13 protein-coding genes are annotated in these 17,961 nt (G+C 67.2%); 8 read left to right on the forward strand and 5 right to left on the reverse strand.

All coding sequences use genetic code 11. The features are described 5' to 3' along the window. Positions 1 to 50: 50 nt before the first annotated feature. Positions 51 to 1,874 (forward strand): DNA helicase RecQ, encoded by a 1,824-nt coding sequence (recQ, locus tag V5F48_RS07245; protein ID WP_394258154.1) that lies wholly within the window; start codon positions 51 to 53, stop codon positions 1,872 to 1,874. A gap of 30 nt (positions 1,875 to 1,904) precedes the next feature. Here recQ and V5F48_RS07250 read toward each other — a convergent pair whose 3' ends face one another. Continuing rightward, positions 1,905 to 2,393, reverse strand: a complete 489-nt coding sequence (locus tag V5F48_RS07250) for a CinA family protein (RefSeq protein ID WP_394258155.1) — start codon at positions 2,391 to 2,393, stop codon at positions 1,905 to 1,907. Positions 2,394 to 2,628: 235 nt separating this feature from the next. Here V5F48_RS07250 and yajC point away from each other — a divergent pair, with 235 nt between their 5' ends. Genes yajC through V5F48_RS07275 form a run of 5 tightly spaced genes read left to right on the forward strand, consistent with a single transcriptional unit; the run spans position 2,629 to position 7,049 of the window. Beyond that, on the forward strand, positions 2,629 to 2,976 hold the full coding sequence (gene yajC / locus V5F48_RS07255) for a preprotein translocase subunit YajC (RefSeq protein WP_138398576.1): 348 nt from the start codon (positions 2,629 to 2,631) through the stop codon (positions 2,974 to 2,976). Between the two features lie 37 nt (positions 2,977 to 3,013). Continuing rightward, positions 3,014 to 4,621: a protein translocase subunit SecD gene (secD, locus tag V5F48_RS07260; protein ID WP_394258156.1), complete on the forward strand. Its 1,608-nt coding sequence runs from the start codon at positions 3,014 to 3,016 to the stop codon at positions 4,619 to 4,621. Positions 4,622 to 4,634: 13 nt separating this feature from the next. Beyond that, a complete protein-coding gene (gene secF / locus V5F48_RS07265) occupies positions 4,635 to 5,747 on the forward strand; it encodes a protein translocase subunit SecF (RefSeq protein ID WP_394258157.1) in 1,113 nt (370 codons plus the stop codon). 4 nt (positions 5,748 to 5,751) lie between these two features. After that, positions 5,752 to 6,132: an Mth938-like domain-containing protein gene (locus V5F48_RS07270; RefSeq protein ID WP_394108323.1), complete on the forward strand. Its 381-nt coding sequence runs from the start codon at positions 5,752 to 5,754 to the stop codon at positions 6,130 to 6,132. 8 nt (positions 6,133 to 6,140) lie between these two features. Beyond that, complete coding sequence (locus tag V5F48_RS07275; RefSeq protein WP_394258158.1) at positions 6,141 to 7,049, forward strand: phytoene/squalene synthase family protein; 909 nt, start codon at positions 6,141 to 6,143, stop codon at positions 7,047 to 7,049. A 23-nt stretch (positions 7,050 to 7,072) separates the two neighbouring features. Here V5F48_RS07275 and V5F48_RS07280 read toward each other — a convergent pair whose 3' ends face one another. From V5F48_RS07280 to uvrA, 4 genes are all read right to left on the reverse strand, one after another. After that, positions 7,073 to 8,176 (reverse strand): serine/threonine protein kinase, encoded by a 1,104-nt coding sequence (locus V5F48_RS07280; RefSeq protein ID WP_394258159.1) that lies wholly within the window; start codon positions 8,174 to 8,176, stop codon positions 7,073 to 7,075. 9 nt (positions 8,177 to 8,185) lie between these two features. Next, positions 8,186 to 9,601, reverse strand: coding sequence for a methylenetetrahydrofolate--tRNA-(uracil(54)-C(5))-methyltransferase (FADH(2)-oxidizing) TrmFO (gene trmFO / locus V5F48_RS07285; protein WP_394258160.1), 1,416 nt, complete (start codon positions 9,599 to 9,601; stop codon positions 8,186 to 8,188). Between the two features lie 216 nt (positions 9,602 to 9,817). After that, on the reverse strand, positions 9,818 to 9,979 hold the full coding sequence (locus V5F48_RS07290; RefSeq protein ID WP_394108327.1) for a DUF1127 domain-containing protein: 162 nt from the start codon (positions 9,977 to 9,979) through the stop codon (positions 9,818 to 9,820). Between the two features lie 586 nt (positions 9,980 to 10,565). Further along, the gene (gene uvrA, locus V5F48_RS07295; RefSeq protein ID WP_394258161.1) at positions 10,566 to 13,721 is read right to left on the reverse strand and encodes an excinuclease ABC subunit UvrA; all 3,156 of its coding nucleotides are present in this window, start codon (positions 13,719 to 13,721) and stop codon (positions 10,566 to 10,568) included. A gap of 551 nt (positions 13,722 to 14,272) precedes the next feature. On the opposite strand from uvrA, the gene ssb reads away from it, so the two are divergent. Both ssb and gyrA read left to right on the forward strand, forming a co-directional pair. After that, entirely contained in the window at positions 14,273 to 14,818 is a 546-nt protein-coding gene (gene ssb / locus V5F48_RS07300; protein ID WP_394108329.1) for a single-stranded DNA-binding protein, read from the forward strand. 319 nt (positions 14,819 to 15,137) lie between these two features. Continuing rightward, positions 15,138 to 17,882: a DNA gyrase subunit A gene (gene gyrA, locus V5F48_RS07305; RefSeq protein WP_394258162.1), complete on the forward strand. Its 2,745-nt coding sequence runs from the start codon at positions 15,138 to 15,140 to the stop codon at positions 17,880 to 17,882. Positions 17,883 to 17,961 lie beyond the last annotated feature (79 nt).

Raw genomic sequence — 17,961 nt, forward strand, 5'->3', positions numbered from 1 at the left:
CGCGGCCTTGGCCCGCATTGCCCGCACGGCCGACGGGTCTATAAGGCGCCATGCCCGCCTTTGAAGCTGCCCCCGATTCCGATCCGCTCCGCATCCTGCGCCAGGTCTTTGGCTACGAGGCCTTTCGCGGGCATCAGAAGGAGATCGTGGAGCACGTGGCCGCAGGGGGCGATGCCCTGGTGTTGATGCCCACGGGCGGCGGCAAGTCCCTGTGCTATCAGGTGCCGGCGCTGGTGCGGCCGGGCACCGCCATCGTCGTCTCGCCGCTCATCGCGCTGATGCACGACCAGGTGCAGGCCCTGCGCCAGCTGGGCGTGAAGGCGGCCATGCTCAATTCCTCGCTCGCCCCCGGCGAGGCGCGGCAGGTGGAGCGGGCGCTCGCCATGGGCGACCTCGATTTGCTCTATGTGGCGCCCGAGCGGCTCCTGACCGACAGCTTCCTCACCCTGCTGGACGGTGCGCGCATCGCCTTGTTCGCCATCGACGAGGCGCACTGCGTGTCCCAGTGGGGGCATGATTTCCGGCCCGAATACCGCCAGCTCACGATCCTGCACGAGCGCTTCCCCGGCGTGCCGCGGCTCGCGCTCACCGCCACGGCGGACGGCCCCACCCGCCGCGAGATCATGGAGCGGCTGGCGCTGGACGAGGGCAGGGTCTTCCTTTCCTCCTTCGACCGGCCCAACATCCGCTACCGCATCGAGCCGAAAGCCAATCCGAGGGCCCAGCTGCGGGCCTTCCTCGACGCGCACGCGGACGAGGCGGGCATCGTCTATTGCATGAGCCGGGCGAAGGTGGAGGCCACCGCCGAAATCCTCTCCACCGAAGGCCGCACCGCGCTGCCCTACCACGCCGGCCTCGATGCCGACACCCGCGCCCGCCACCAGGACCGCTTCCTGAAGGAGGAGGGGGTGGTGATGGTGGCCACCGTCGCCTTCGGCATGGGCATCGACAAGCCGGACGTGCGCTTCGTGGTCCATCTCGACCTGCCCAAAAGCATCGAGGCCTATTACCAGGAAACCGGCCGCGCCGGCCGCGACGGCCTGCCCTCCGAAGCCCTGCTGCTCTACGGCGTGGAGGACGTGGCCAAGCTGATCCAGTTCGTGGAATCGTCCGATTCGCCCGAGGCGAGGAAGCGCGTGGAGCGCGGCAAGCTCGATGCGCTGCTCGGCCTGTGCGAGACCGTCAGCTGCCGCCGTCAGGTGCTGCTGAAATATTTCGAGGAAGACCTCTCCGAGCCCTGCGGCAATTGCGACACCTGCCTGTCGCCGCCGCGCACCTTCGATGGGACCGAGGCGGCGCAGAAGCTGTTGTCCTGCGTCTACCGCACCGGCGAACGCTTTGGCGCCGGCCACGTCATCGACGTGCTCAAGGGCGAGGCCAACGAGAAGGTGCTGAAGTTCGGCCACGAGAAGCTCTCCACCTTCGGCATCGGCAAGGATTTCTCGCGGGACGAGTGGCGCGCCATCGTCCGCCAATTGGTGGCCATGGGCCATCTGTGGGTGGACGTGGAGGGCCACGGTAGCCTCGGCCTCACCGAGAAATGCCGCGCCGTGCTGCGCGGCGCCGAGAAGGTGGAACTGAAGGCGGAGGCGCGCCCCCGCCCGGCCCGCGTCACCGGCGGTTCGCGCGGGCCGGGGCCGGTGCTGTCGGACCCGGCGGACGAGGCCTTGTTCCGCAAGCTCAAGGCGCTGCGGCTGGAGATCGCCCGCGCCCAGGGCGTGCCGCCCTATGTGATCTTCCACGACACCACGCTGATGGCCCTGGCCGAGCTGAAGCCTGAGTCCATGAAGGCGCTGGGCATGATTTCCGGCATCGGCGAGGCCAAGCTCACGCGCTACGGCAGCCAGTTCCTCGGGGCCATCAAGGACGGGTAGGGGACCTGCGCAAATGCCCGCCTGTCCGCGTCAGGACGCCGCGCGGGCGAGGAGGTCCAGCGCTTCCAGCACGGAGAAGCGGCGAATCTCCCCGCGGCCGATTTCGCCGAAGCGCTTTTCAAGGTGCTCCACGGTGCCATCCTTGCGGGCGCAGGCGAAATGCACCAGGCCCACCGGCTTTTGCGCCGAGCCGCCGCCCGGCCCGGCGATGCCGGTGATGGCCACTGCCGCGTCCACGCCGGCCGCCTTCAGCGCACCCTGCGCCATGGCGCGGGCGGTTTCCTCGCTCACGGCGCCATGGGCGGCGAGGATCGCCTCGCTCACGCCGAGCATGGCCGTCTTGGCGGCGTTGGAATAGGTGACGAAGCCGCGGTCCACCACGTCGGAAGAGCCCGGCACCTCGGTCAGCGCCCCGGCCACAAGGCCGCCGGTGCAGGATTCCGCGGTGGCGAGGGTCAGGCCGCGGGCGCGAAAGGCTGCGAGCACGGCGACGGCGCGGCCATAGGTTTCCTCGTCCATGGGCTGGTCTCCTTCGCGCCGCACAGGCCGGCGCCTCGTCCCGGCAGGTGGTATCAGCCTATCTCGAGGCTGCGCGGCACGTCGGTCCGGCTTGCTGCGCGCCTCGCCTTTTCAACAGTTCCGTGATTGCCCCGGCCCCTCGTTTGCATTCGACGGGCCGGCCGCTATAGTCCCGCCGCCCTGCCGGAGCCCCGGTGCGGCACGGATTCCCACCACCGACTGAACGAGGACGCAAATGTTCATTACGCCCGCTTTCGCCCAAGGCGCCACGGGAGCCGGCGGCGGGGCCGACATGCTCATTCAGCTTGCTCCGTTCCTGCTCATCTTCGTGGTGATGTATTTCCTCATCCTGCGGCCGCAGCAGAAGCGCGCCAAGGCCCACCAGGAAATGGTCGGTGCCCTGCGTCGTGGCGACGTGATCGTCACCGCCGGCGGCCTCGTGGGCAAGGTGACCCGCGTGGTGGACGAGGCGGAGATCGAGCTTCAGATCGCCGACAACGTCCGCGTGCGTCAGCTGCGCACGCAGATCGCCACCGTCCGCGCCAAGGGCGAACCGGCCAAGGACGAAGCGCCCGCGGCGTGAGCTGCCGCCCGATTCCTTTTTGAGATAAACGCGCGACATGCTGCACTTCTCCCGCCTCAAGACCACGGCGATCCTCCTCACCATCGCCGTGGGACTCTTGTTCGCGCTGCCCAACGTCCTGCCCCAGAGCGCGCTGGCGTACCTGCCCACGTGGCTGGCCTCCAGCCGCGTGACGCTGGGGCTCGACCTTCAGGGCGGCTCGCACATCCTGCTCGAGGTGGATGGATCGGCGCTGCGCAAGGAGCGCACCGAGCAGGTGCGCGACGAGATCCGCCGCGTCCTGCGCGACCAGAAGATCGGCTATTCCAATCTCGCCTTGCGCGACACCTCGGTGAGCCTGCGCCTGCGCGATCCCGCCGACACCCAGAAGGCGGTCGCAGAATTGCGCAAGCTGGCGGCGCCGGTGACCAACGCGCTGTTCGGCAATTCCTCCGGCGAGATGGACCTGCTGGTCTCCTCCAGTGCCGATGGCGCCGTGACGGTGCAGCTGAGCGAGGCCGGCCTCAACGCCCGTATGCGCTCGGCGGTGGAGCAGTCCATCGAGATCATCCGCCGCCGTATCGACCAGCTCGGCACGGTGGAGCCCAATATCCAGCGCCAGGGCCTCGACCGCATCCTGGTGCAGGTGCCTGGCCTTCAGGACCCGCAGCGGCTGAAGAACCTTTTGGGCCAGACCGCCAAGCTCTCGTTCCGCATGGTGGACCAATCCATGTCGCCGCAGCAGGCGCAGGAAGGCCGCCCGCCACCGGAATCCGAAGTGCTGCAGGGCCAGGACGGCCAGCCCTATCTCGTCGAGAAGCAGGTGCGCGTCTCCGGTGAGGACCTGGTGGACGCCCAGCCGGGCTTCGACCAGAACACCCGCGAGCCCATCGTTTCGTTCCGCTTCAACAACAATGGCGCCCGGCGCTTCGCCGCCACCACCCAGGACGCGGTGGGCCGGCCGTTCGCCATCGTGCTCGACAATCAGGTGATTTCCGCACCGGTGATCCGCGAGCCCATCCTCGGCGGCTCGGGGCAGATCTCCGGTTCCTTCACCGTGCAGCAGGCCAACGACCTCGCCATCCTGCTGCGCGCCGGCGCGCTGCCCGCCCCGCTCCGGGTGGTGGAAGAGCGCACCGTGGGTCCGAGCCTGGGCGCTGATTCCATCCATGCCGGCAAGGTGGCCGCCTATGTGGCGACCGCGCTGGTGGCGGTGTTCATGGTCGCCGTCTACGGCCTGTTCGGCCTGTTTGCCCTGGTGGCGCTCGCCGTCCACATCATGCTCATGTTCGCGCTCCAGTCGGTGCTGGGGGCGACGCTGACCCTGCCCGGCATCGCCGGCGTGGTGCTCACCATCGGCATGGCGGTGGATTCCAACGTCGTCATCTTCGAGCGCATGCGCGACGAGGCGCGGGAAGGCCGCTCGGCCATTTCCGCCATCGACAAGGGGTTCGTGAACGCGCTCGGCACCATCCTTGATGCCAACATCACCTCCCTCGCCACCGCCGTCATCCTGTTCCTCATGGGCGGGTCCGGCCCCGTGCGCGGGTTCGCGGTCACCTATATCCTCGGCCTTCTGACCACCATGTTCACTGCCTATACCCTGACGCGGCTGATGATCGCCTATTGGGTGAAGTGGCGGCGGCCGGCAAAGCTGCCTATCTGAAGGTCCGCCGCACATGCCCTTGATCGATTACATTCCGGCGCAGACCAATATCCACTTCATGCGCCTGCGCCACTGGACGTTCCCGTTCTCGGCGGCGCTGTCCATTATCGCCGTTGTGCTGTTCGCCACCTATGGCTTCAACCTGGGCATCGATTTTCGGGGCGGCACCCTGATCGAGGCGCAGACCAGCCAGCAGGTGGCCGACATCGGCGCCCTGCGCGAGCACCTGACCGACCTCGACGTGGGCGACGTGCAGATCCAGGAATTCGGCTCGCCCCGCGATGTGCTGATCCGCGTCGGCGCGTTCGGCACCACCGACGAGGCCCAGCAGGCCATCATCACCAAGGTGCGTGACGTGCTGGGCACCGAATACACCGTGCGCCGCGTGGAAACCGTCGGCCCGAGCGTGTCCGGCGAACTGGTGCGCCAGTCCATCCTCGCCCTCGTGCTCGGCGCGGTGGCGGTGCTCGCCTATCTGTGGTTCCGCTTCGAATGGCAGTTCGCCGTGGGCGCCATCGTGACGACGATGCACGACATCTTCGTCACCCTGATGATCTATTCGGCCTTCGGCATCGATTTCGACCTCACGTCCATCGCCGCCATCCTCACCATCATGGGCTATTCGCTCAACGATACGGTGGTGGTGTACGACCGTATCCGCGAGATGCTGCGGCGCTACAAGAAGCTGCCGCTGCCGGAACTGCTCGACATCGCGGTGAACGCGACCTTCTCGCGGACCATCATCGTTTCCACCACCACCTTCTTCGCCACCCTCGCCCTCTATTTCTTCGGCGGCGAAGTGTTGCGCGGCTTCTCGTTGGCGATGACCGTGGGTGTGGTGATCGGCACCTATTCCACCATCTTCGTGGCCGCGCCCATCCTCATCCATCTGGGCCTGCGCTCCTCGACGGTCGCCGGCCCTGCCAAGAGCGAGCCGGAAGCGGTGCTGGGCGTGGACGAGGCGGCCAAGCTCGCCGAGGTGGAAGCCGAGGTCCTGGACGAGCCGGTGCCTCCGGCCCCGGCCAACGCTCCGGCCAGGACCGCCGGCAATAAGTCCGGCAAGGGTCCTGCGAAGGGCTCTGCCAAGGGCAGCAAGGGCCCGCCGGCCCGCCCAGCCAAGGCGTGATGCGGTGGCAAGCCCGGCCGGCGCGCCCTTCTTCCCCCGGCAGGTCACCATAGACGGCTATGGGGACAGCTTCTTCCACTTCGCCAGCATGTCCCATGCCGGCTCCATCCTCGCGCTGCCCTCGGGCATCCGCCCCTGGGCGCCGGCGCGAATGGCGGAGGTGGATCCGGCCGCGCTGGCACCGATCCTCGCCGAGGCAGGGGCCTTCGAGCTGTTGCTGCTGGGTACCGGCCGCGATCCCGCGCACCTGAAGGAGCCGCTGAAGCAGCTCCTGCGCGAGAAGGGCCTGCGCTTCGAGCTGATGCCCACCGCAAGCGCCGCCTCCACCTACAATGTGCTGCTCGGCGAGGGCCGCCGCGTCGGCGCGGCCCTCATCGCCGTCTGACCCCGGCCATGCCGGAGGACACCACGCCGGAGGAGATCGCGCCCGACGCCGCCGCGCTCGCCGCCTATGCGTATTGCGCCGAGCAGGTGCGGGCGCAGGACCGCGACCGCTTCCTCGCCGCCTTGTTCGCGCCCGAGGACAAGCGTCGCCACCTCTTCGCCCTCTATGCCTTCAACCTCGATGTGGCGCGTGTGCGCGAGGTGGTGCGGGAGGCGCTGCCGGGCGAAGTGCGTCTCGCCTGGTGGCGGGAGGTGATCGAGGGGCAGGGGCGGGGCGAGGTGGAAGGCCATCCCGTGGCCGCGGCCCTGCTCGACACGGCGGAGCGCTTCGCCTTGCCGCGCGCCAGCCTGACCGCGCTGGTGGATGCGCGCATCTTCGACCTCTACGACGATCCCATGCCCACGGTGGCGGACCTGGAGGGCTATGCCGGCGAGACCGCATCCGCGCTGCTCCAGCTGTCGGCGCTGGTGCTGTCGCCGCAGGCCTCCGCCGCGACCGGCGACCTTTCCGGACACGGCGGCGTCGCCATCGCCATGACCGGGCTCATGCGTGCCTTCCCCATCCATGCGGCGCGGGGCCAGTGCTACCTGCCCCTCGACCTTCTGGCCCGCCACGGGATCGGGCGGGACGAGGCCGTATCGGGCAAGGTCTCGCCCCCACTGCTGGCGGCGCTGGCCGAGTTTCGCGCCGAGGCGACGCGCCACCTTGCGGCGGCGCGGGCGGCTGCCGAACGGCTCGGTCCGTCAGTCACCATTGCTGCGCCCTATCTCCCGCTGGCCCTGGTGGCGGGCGATCTCAAGGCACTGGCGCGGGTGAACGACCCGTTCGGCGCCGTGGCCGGGCTGTCACCCTTCCGCCGCCAGTTCGCGCTTTGGCGCGGGGCGCGCCGTGCCGCGGCCGGCAAGGTCTGGTTCTGACCTTCTCTTGAGGCGCGTCCGCCTCACGCCGCCGGGCGGGTGATCCGATCCGTCAGGTTGAGTCGCCCGCGGGCGATCTCGGCCACCTGGAGCCGCACCGCCTCCGATCCCGCCAGCACGTCGAGCATCTCGATCTGGTTGCGGGCGATGAGCAGCAGCAGGTCGTCCCGCACCGCGCCGTCGGCGCCATGGGGCAGGGCCGCCACCAGCTGGAGCTGGTCGAGATGCGGCCGGTCTGGGAGCGCCTGCGCCAGATGCGCGCGCAGATCCTCCGCAGTCACCGCCCCGCGGGGGGCAACGAAGGCATAAAGCCCCACCTTGCCGCCCAGGGTCTGGAAATCGGCCATGTGCACCTCGGCCACGGCCGGGTGGGCGGCCAGCGCCGCCGCAATGCGCGGGGCCACCTGCGTCACCCGCGGGCCGCGCCCTTCGGTATCGGAATAGGACATGAGCCGCCGCGTGACGAAGCGGTAGACCTTCTTGCCCGTGGCCATCCACACCCGGGTGGGCAGGCTCTTGGTGGCCAGCACCTTCTTTTCGCGGGGGGTGAGCGCCTGCGGGCAATAGGTGCGCTTGTGCTTCAGCAGGTGGCGAATGTCCTCATAGGCCAGCACCCGGCCGATCTTCCAGCGCCGGCTGATGGGCAGGGCGAGCTGGAAATCCATGAGCCAGGCTTCGCCATCGGCCCCGCGCAGCCAGTTCTGCTGCTTGGCGAGGTCGTTGTGGACATAGCCGGCGGCATGCAGCGTATGCAGTGCCGCGCGGGCAGACTGGAAAAAGTGAAGGTCGCCCGTGGGCCGCGCGATCTGCAGCGGCGCGCCCTCCACCCAGCCGCGCACCAGGAAGCGGTGGCCCACGGCCAGCAACGGCGTGGTCACGCCGGTCCTGGTGACACGCTCCAGCGCATGGACCTCGAAGGCCGCGAGGCGCCGGGCCAGCGGCCCGAGCCAAAGCGACACCTCGTTCCAGCGCCGGCGCACGGCAGGCCAGTCCCGCCCGTCCCTGTCGGTCCACACGCCGCGCTCGACGGTGGAGAAGACGTCGCGCTTCAGCACCGTGTCCACGGCGAAGCGGGCCGGATCGGCGTGGTATTCCACGGGGGGCGGCGGGCTCGAAATGCGCGGCATCGGCGCCTCTTAAGCCGCCCGGGCCGGCGTGTCGAGCCAGGCCGCCATGTGGGCGAGGGCGCGGGCGGCCATGGCCTTCTTCTTGGCCAGGGTCTTCTCCGCGCCACGCAGGCGCTTGCCGGGCTCGCCGCGGGGGGCTTCCTCCAGCGGCGGGAACAGGCCGAAATTGATGTTCATGGGCTGGAACGAGCGCGGCGATCCAGCCTCCTCCGCCTCCACATGCCCGCCGGTGATGTGGGCGAGCAGCGCGCCATGGGCGGTGGTGAGCGGCGGCGGGACGATCATCTCGCCGTGCCGCTCGGCGGCGGCGAAGCGCCCGGCCATGAGGCCCACGGCCGCGCTTTCCACATAGCCCTCGCAGCCGGTGATCTGGCCGGCGAAGCGCAGGCGGGGGTCGGCCTTCAGCCGCAGCGTGCCGTCGAGCAGGCGGGGGGAGTTCAGATAGGTGTTGCGGTGCAGGCCGCCGAGCCGCGCGAACTCGGCATTCTCCAGCCCCGGAATGGCGCGGAAGACGCGGGCCTGCTCGCCATGGCGCAGCTTGGTCTGGAAACCCACCATATTGTAGAGCGTGCCCAGCTTGTTGTCCTGCCGCAGCTGGACGATGGCATAGGCCTTCACCGTCGGGTTATGCGGATTGGTAAGGCCCACGGGCTTCATGGGGCCGAACCGCAGGGTCTCGCGGCCGCGCTCGGCCATCACCTCGATGGGCAGGCAGCCGTCGAAATAGGGGGTCTTGGCCTCGAAGTCGCGCATGGGAGCCTTCTCGCCGGCGATGAGCGCATCCACGAAGGCGTGATACTGCGCCTCGTCCAGCGGGCAGTTGATGTAGTCCGCCCCGGTGCCGCCCGGTCCCGGCTTGTCGTAGCGCGACTGGAACCAGGCCTTGCCCATGTCGATCGAGTCGAAATGCACGATGGGCGCGATGGCGTCGAAGAAGGCCAGCGCCGTTTCCCCGGTCAGCGACAGGACCGCTTCGGCCAACGCCGGGGAGGTGAGGGGGCCGGTGGCAAGGATCACCTGGTCCCACTCGGCCGGCGGCAGGGTGGTGAGTTCCTCGCGCCGGATCTCGATGAGGGGGTGCTCTCCCAGCGCCTGAGTCACGGCGCGCGAGAAACCGTCCCGGTCCACCGCCAGAGCACCGCCGGCAGGCACCTGATTGCGGTCGGCCGCGGAAAGAATGAGCGAGCCGGCCTGCCGCATCTCGGCATGAAGCACGCCCACCGCATTGCCTTCCGGATCATCGGAGCGGAAGGAATTGGAGCAGACCAGCTCGGCGAGGCTGTCGGTGAGGTGGGCATCGGTGGTGCGCTGGGGCCGCATCTCGTGCAGCACCACCGGGACGCCGCGGGTCGCGAGCTGCCACGCCGCCTCGGATCCGGCGAGACCGCCGCCGACAACGTGGACGGGGTCGGCTGACTTGGGCATTGCTCCTCCGCTCCGCCGGGGAAGGGGGGCCTTGGGGCCGGGGGCGCGACGGGAGACGCCATGTGCCACAGGCGCGCCGCCAACTTCAACCCCTGCGGTCATCATCACCTGCGACGGCGGGTGGGCCGTGGAGCCGGACGGAAAACGAAAATGGCCCCGAAAGGGGCCACTATCGACGTCCGGCCCCGTGGGCCAGACTATATCGGCGTCGTCAGATCAAACGGCGCCGGAGGCGTGCCGGGCGAGAGAACGAATCTCGCTGCGCGACACGTTGATGTCCGCAAGGCTGCGATCGTCGAGCTTGGACAACTCAGTGACAGTGCGATTGTACGTCTGCCACCGGCGGAACTGGCGAGCCAGGAAACCCCAGAGCAACATTGGTCTTCTCCACATTGCGGAAGCTTCTCTTTTGCTTCCGCGACTTTCCCCCCCTAGATACGCCCTCTCGCTGCAACGCAGTAGGGTCGATCATGCATTGCAGCATTGCGGGGTGTGCATGGAGCATGGCCGGCTGAACTTTCCCGCAGGAAGGCCGAAACCGGCTGCGGGTGGCCTTACAGCGCATGTGCGCGGGACCGATGGGCAAAACATCCAAACACAGAGAAGCTTTATACCATCAGCCTCGGTCTTCGACCGATGCCAAGTGGGTACGCTCAAGTGCCGCGCGGGCTTGACCAATGGCCCATGAGGCAAGCGCGCGGGCCATTGGTAGTACATCTCGCGCTGTCTGCGATCGGTTCAGAGCGCAGCCGTTGACGAGGGCTTACCGGCGTCCGTGAGCTCGTCGCGGAATGGGAGGCCGCTCCGGATTTCAGCATGCGCGCCGCCGTGCTTGCACATCCGGCTTGTTCAGACGGGTCCCCGGCAAAGGCTGTAGGGCGGAATGTCCCGGCAATCGCCGGCCTGAAACACCGGGCCGCCCGGTCCTACGGGAGCGCGGCGCCGAGCCGCTTCCCAAAGGAAACTACTCCGCAGCCTGCCGACGCCGGCCACGGGCGCGGGGACCCGCCTTGGTCGGTGCTGCGCTGACCTCGACAATGGCCTCTGCGACCTTTGCCCCAGGTTGAGCATCTGCCCCCGGTTCAGCATCCGCCGGTTCCACGCCTGCCGGTGCGGATCTGGGATTCGTTTTACGGGCTCCAGCTTTCCGCAAGGGCACCTTTTCCGTCGATTGTGCCTTCACCGATGGCGCAATCGGGGCAGCCTTGGCCATGGGGCGACGCGCCAGGACTTCCGCGAGGAAGTGCCCGGTGTGGGAACGCGGGTGCTGCGCCACCTGCTCGGGCGTACCCGCCACCACGATCTCGCCGCCCCCGTCTCCCCCCTCCGGACCGAGATCGAGAATCCAGTCGGCGGTCTTGATGACCTCCAGATTGTGCTCGATCACCACCACGGTGTTGCCCTGCTCCACCAGTTCATGCAGCACTTCGAGCAGCTTTTTCACGTCGTGGAAGTGCAGGCCCGTGGTGGGCTCGTCGAGGATGTAGAGGGTGCGTCCGGTGGCGCGCTTGGACAGTTCCTTGGAGAGCTTCACGCGCTGCGCCTCACCGCCGGAGAGCGTGGTCGCCTGCTGGCCCACCTTGATGTAGTCGAGCCCCACGCGATGCAGCGTTTCCAGCTTTTCGCGAACAGAAGGCACTGCCTTGAAGAATTGTGCGCCCTCCTCCACAGTCATGTCCAGAACATCGGCAATGGACTTGTTCTTGAACGTGACATCAAGGGTTTCACGATTGTAGCGCTTGCCCTTGCAGATATCACAAGTGACATAGACATCCGGCAGGAAGTGCATCTCGATCTTGATGACGCCGTCGCCCTGACAGGCTTCGCATCGCCCCCCCTTCACGTTGAAGGAGAAGCGCCCGGCGCCGTAGCCCCGCGCCTTGGCCTCCGGCAGGCCGGAGAACCATTCGCGGATGGGCGTAAAGGCGCCGGTATAGGTGGCCGGGTTCGAGCGCGGGGTGCGGCCAATGGGGGATTGGTCGATGTCGATCACCTTGTCGAGGTGCTCCAGCCCCTCCAGCCGATCGAACGGGGCCGGGGCCTCGCTGGCGCCGTTCAGCCGCCGCGCCACCGCCTTGTAAAGCGTGTCGATGAGGAGGGTGGATTTGCCTCCCCCCGATACCCCGGTGATGCAGGTGAACACGCCGAGGGGGATTTCGGCCGTCACATTCTTCAAGTTATTGCCTCGTGCGCCCGACAGCCTGAGCATGCGCTTCGCATTGGGCTTGCGCCGCGCCGGCACGCCCACGGACAATTGGCCGGTGAGGTACTGGCCGGTGAGGGAATTGGGATCGGCCAGGATCTGCGCCGGGGTGCCCTGGGCGACGATGCGCCCGCCATGGATGCCCGCGCCAGGGCCGACATCAACCACATAGTCAGCGGCGAGGATGGCGTCCTCGTCGTGCTCCACGACGATCACGGTATTGCCCAGGTCGCGCAGGTGCTTCAGCGTGTCCAGAAGGCGCGCGTTGTCGCGCTGATGCAGGCCGATGGAAGGCTCGTCCAGCACATAGAGCACGCCGGACAGGCCAGAGCCGATCTGCGAGGCGAGGCGGATGCGCTGGCTCTCGCCGCCGGACAGGGTGCCGGCGGCGCGGGCGAGCGTGAGATATTCAAGCCCCACATCCAGGAGGAATATCAGCCGCTCGCGGATTTCCTTCAGAATCCGGCCGGCGATCTCGTTCTGCTTGTCGGTGAGTTCGCCCGGCAGGGCCTCGAACCACGCCGACGCCGCCCGCACCGAGAGTTCGCCCACCTTGCCGATATGCATGCCGGCCACCTTCACGGCAAGGGCCTCCGGCTTCAGGCGATAGCCTGAACAGGCCTTGCAGGGGACGGTGGAGAAATACTTGGAGATCTCCTCCCGTGCCCAGTCGCTGTCCGTCTCCTTCCAGCGCCGGTCCAGGTTGCGCACCACGCCCTCGAAGGTCTTGGACGTCTCATAGGCGCGCATGCCGTCGTCATAGGCAAAGGTGATCTTCTCGCCGCCCGAGCCGAACAGCAGCACATCCCTCGCCTGTTCCGGCAGGTCGGCAAAAGGCACATTGAGCTTGAAATGATAGTGCTTGGCCAGGGCGTCCAGCGTCTGGCCATAATAGGGCGAGGTGGATTTTGCCCACGGGGCGATGGCGCCCTGCTTCAGCGAGCGCATCCGGTCCGGCACCACGAGGTCTGGATCAATGGTCTGCTCGACGCCCAGGCCGTCGCAGGCCGGGCAGGCGCCGAACGGATTGTTGAAGGAGAACAGGCGCGGCTCGATCTCCGATATGGTGAAACCGGAAACCGGGCAGGCGAACTTCTCCGAGAACAGGATGCGCCGCGGCGCCCCCGCCTCGTCCTTCTCGTCGGCATATTCTGCCACCGCGATACCGTCGGCCAGGCCAAGCGCCGTCTCGAAGCTGTCGGCAAGACGCGCGGCGAGATCGGGACGCACTACGATGCGGTCCACCACCACGTCGATGTCGTGCTTGATCTTCTTGTCGAGGGTCGGCGCTTCCGCGATCTCGTGGAAGGTGCCGTCGATCTTCACCCGCTGGAAGCCCTTCTTCATCCACTCGGCGAGTTCCTTGCGGTACTCTCCCTTGCGGCCACGTACCACCGGCGCGAGCAGAAAGAGCCGCGTGCCCTCGGGAAGGGCCAGCGTGCGGTCCACCATCTGGGAGACGGTCTGGCTCTCGATGGGCAGCCCGGTAGCCGGGGAATAGGGTACGCCCGTTCGCGCCCACAGAAGGCGCATGTAATCGTAGATCTCGGTCACCGTGCCCACGGTGGAGCGCGGATTTTTGGACGTGGTCTTCTGCTCGATGGAAATGGCCGGTGAAAGACCATCGATCTGGTCCACGTCCGGCTTCTGCATCATCTCCAGGAACTGCCGGGCGTAGGCCGAGAGGCTTTCCACATACCGGCGCTGGCCTTCGGCATAGATGGTGTCGAAGGCCAGCGAACTCTTGCCCGAGCCCGAAAGCCCGGTGAACACCACGAGGCTGTCTCGCGGAATCTCGAGGTCCACGTTTTTCAGGTTGTGCTCGCGCGCGCCGCGCACCGTCAGGGTGCGGGCGTCCCGGCGGCCGGCGATATCAGGGGCGGAAGCCGCCCGCTTGGGAAATGCGCGATCTGACATGGAATTCCGGTGCCGCCGATGGGCGCAAAAGGATCAGGATAGAGCGGTGGTCACATGACCGAGGGCGTTGAAGGGCGATACACAGAGCGCGGCGTGAGCGATCACTAAAGGCTCCAGCTTACACCCTTCACCTGCCGCAACCCGGTCGCTGCGCCGATCCGGCGTGGCTGCAGAAAGCGCGTGGCCGGGCGAGCGGCCACCGATACCCGCCCGTACGGTGATGATATCCGATCGCAGCATTTTCGAATTCGCTCGTGGTTATAATCGAAGATGTAGGCAGTCGCGTGCAATGCGGTAGGGAACATATCAGGAACCAATTCGGTGGGCCAGCCAAAATGCAGACGCGCGCGCCACATCCTGTCGCAAGATCGCACTTGCGTCCCGTCGGCGAAATAGATAGGAACACATCATGAACATCAGGCAGCCATCCATCACGGCGCTCGCGTCGGCGCGGTTCATGATGGGGACAAGTCGGCTTTGGGCTGGCCCCCCGCGCTGCGGGCGCTAGGGTGCGGGCGGATGATTGGTGACCACGAGCGAGGAGCAGCGGGATGGCCGGCAGCGTCAACAAAGTGATCCTGGTTGGCAACCTCGGCCGGGATCCTGAGGTGAAGTCTTTCCAGAGTGGCAATCGCGTTTGCAACCTCACGGTCGCCACCTCCGAAAACTGGAGGGACAAGGCCTCTGGAGAGCGGCGGGAAAAGACCGAGTGGCACCGCGTCGTGATTATGTCTGACAATCTTGTGGGGATCGCCGAGCGCTATCTCAAAAAGGGGTCCAAGGTTTATCTCGAGGGCCAGCTCGAAACCCGCAAGTACGAGAAGGACGGGCGCGAGGTCTACACCACCGAGGTGGTGCTGCGGCCCTATCGTGGCGAGTTGACTTTGCTCGACGGGCGTGGCGAAGGGGCAGGCGCGGGTAGCGACGACTATGCCGGCGGCGCCGATTTTGGGTCGGCCAGCCCCATGGGCGGGAGCTTCGGCGGCGGATCGGGCGGCGGTCGCCGCGTGTCCGGCGGCTCATCGGCGGGTGCTTCGGGCGGCGCTTCCGGTGGGGGCCGCCCGGCGGCTGATCTCGACGATGAAATTCCGTTCTGAAGCCACCTGACACCCCGCTGCCGCACGGGAGCGAGCAGGGTTGTGGGGCGATCGAGGCTCGGTCCTGAAGCTTTCGTCCGACGGGCCGAACGCGGATGGTGGTGGCTTTACGGCTCGTCGCCGCGGTGCGTTGTCCGCCACTCCTGGAGGTGACATCGACGCAAAAGGGTCAAATTGTGGGTCAGTCGCGCAATAAGCCTTCGACAAGTCATTGACGTAAAAAGGGAAAAAAACATTGCGCGGCGGTGGTTTCGCTGGCGTCGCGGGGGTGAATCGGCTAGAAGGAAGCACCGCGTTCCACGATTGAGAGTGTTGACTTTTGGCCGATTCCGAGACGCCGAAACCCGGCGGCGAGCCGCCGTCCGATATCAGGCCCGTTTCCATCACGGAGGAGTTGTCGCGCTCCTACCTCGACTATGCGATGAGCGTCATCGTCGCCCGGGCGTTGCCCGACGTGCGCGACGGCCTGAAGCCGGTGCATCGGCGCATCCTGTTCTCCATGCACGAGAACGGGTACGAGTGGAACAAGTCCTATCGCAAGTCCGCCCGCGTGGTGGGCGACGTCATCGGCAAGTATCATCCGCACGGTGACCAGTCGGTCTATGATGCCCTGGTGCGCATGGCGCAGACATTCGCCATGCGCCTGCCGCTGGTGGACGGCCAGGGCAATTTCGGCTCGGTGGACGGCGATGCCCCGGCGGCCATGCGCTACACCGAGGTGCGCCTGGAGAAGGTGACCAACGCCCTTCTCGACGACCTCGACAAGGACACGGTCGACTACCAGGACAATTACGACAATTCCGAGCACGAGCCGACCGTCCTTCCGGCCAAGTTCCCGAACCTGCTGGTGAACGGCGCCGGCGGCATCGCGGTGGGCATGGCCACCAATATCCCGCCGCACAACCTCGGCGAGATCGTCGACACCACGGTCGCCTTGCTGGACGACCCGATGCTGGAGCCCGAGGCGCTGCTGGATCTGCTGCCCGGCCCGGATTTTCCCACCGGCGCGCTGATCCTCGGCCGCACCGGCATCCGCCAGGCCTATCTGACCGGGCGCGGCTCCATCCCGATGCGGGCCAAGGTCGCCATCGAGACCATTCGCAAGGAGCGCGAGGCGCTCATCGTCACCGAGATTCCCTATCAGGTGAACAAGGCGACGATGATCGAGAAGATGGCCGAACTGGTGCGCGACAAGCGCATCGAGGGCATCTCCGAGATCCGCGACGAGAGCGACCGGGACGGCATGCGCGTGGTCATCGAGATCAAGCGCGACGCCCAGGCCGATGTGGTATTGAACAACCTCTACCGGCTGACGCTGCTGCAGACCTCGTTCGGCGTGAATATGGTGGCGCTGTCCGGCGGCAAGCCGGGCGTGCTCACGCTCCACGACGTGCTCACCGCCTTCATCGCTTTCCGCGAGGAGGTCGTCAGCCGGCGTACCAAATTCCTGCTACGCAAGGCCCGCGACCGGGCCCATGTGTTGGTGGGCCTTGCCATCGCCGTGGCCAATATCGACGAGGTGATCCGCCTCATCCGCACTGCGCCGGACCCGGCGAGCGCCCGTGAGTCGCTGATGGCGCGGGACTGGCCGGCCAAGGACATGGCCCCCCTCATCGCGCTCATCGCCGATCCGCGCCACAAGCTTGGCCCGGACGACACCTACCGCCTGTCCTTCGAGCAGGCCCGCGCCATTCTCGACCTGCGCCTGCAGCGCCTCACCGCCTTGGGCCGCGATGAGATCGCCGAGGAACTGGACAAGCTGGCGGTGGAAATCGCCGACTATCTCGACATTCTCGCCAGCCGTCCGCGCATGCGCGCCATCATCCGGGCCGAGCTCATCGCCATCAAGGAAGAGTTCGGCACGCCGCGGCGCACGGAGATCGTGGAAGGCTTCGGCGATCTGGAGGACGAGGACCTCATCCAGCGCGAGGAGATGGTGGTGACCGTCTCTCACGCCGGCTACATCAAGCGCGTGCCGCTTTCCACCTACCGGGCGCAGCGGCGCGGCGGCAAGGGCCGCTCGGCCATGCAGACGCGGGACGAGGATTTCGTCACCCGCCTGTTCGTCGCCTCCACCCACGCGCCGGTGCTGTTCTTCTCCTCCAAGGGGCAGGTCTACAAGCTGAAGGTGTGGCGCCTGCCGCTGGCGGCGCCGCAGGCGCGCGGCAAGGCGCTCATCAATATCCTGCCGCTGGAGCAGGATGAGCGCATTACGTCGGTTGTGCTTCTGCCGGAGGATTCGGACGAGAACGAGCGGCTGCAGATCCTGTTCGCCACCACCGGCGGCACCGTGCGGCGCAATGCGCTGACCGATTTTGCGCAGGTGAACCGCAACGGCAAGATCGCCATGAAGCTCAACGAAGGCGAGGCCATCGCCGAAGTGGGGCTGTGCACGGAAGACGACGACGTGCTGCTGACCACGGCGGCCGGCGCCTGCATCCGCTTCCCGGTCACCGATGTGCGCGTGTTCAAGGGCCGCGACAGCGTGGGCGTGCGCGGCATCCGGCTGGAGGACGGCGACACCATCATCTCCATGGCCATCATCGGCCACGTGGACGCCTCGGCAGAGGATCGCCTCGCCTATATCAAGCGTCGTCGCGCGCTGGCGGGCGAAGCCACCGAGGCCGGCGAAGTGGAGGCCGAGGAGGGTGCCAGCGGCAATGGCCATCTCGGCCAGGACCGCTACGCCGAGATGGGGGCGAAGGAGCAGTTCATTCTCACCGTCTCGGAGAACGGCTACGGCAAGCGCACCTCGTCCTACGAGTATCGGGTGACCGGACGCGGCGGCAAGGGCATCGTCGCCATGGCGGTGAACGAGCGCAACGGCCGCCTCGTGGCCTCCTTCCCGGTGGAGGACCAGGACCAGATCATGCTGGTGACCGACGGCGGCCAGCTCATCCGCTGTCCGGTGGACGGCATCCGCATCGTCGGCCGCGCCAGCCAGGGCGTCATCGTATTCGACACGGCGGAGGGCGAGCGCGTCGTCTCCGTGGAGCATATCAGCGACGATGCCGGGGCCGAGAACGGCGACGGCGATGAGACGGGCGAGGTCTCCGAGGCGTAGAATCGGGAGTTGTTCCGGCATCGGGCGATGCCGGAACAATGCCGAGCTGGTATATTGACACCAGTACCTTGCCAAAGCG

The sequence above is a fragment of the Xanthobacter autotrophicus ATCC 700552 genome, assembly GCF_043194565.1.
Taxonomy (GTDB): Bacteria; Pseudomonadota; Alphaproteobacteria; order Rhizobiales; family Xanthobacteraceae; genus Xanthobacter; species Xanthobacter autotrophicus_F.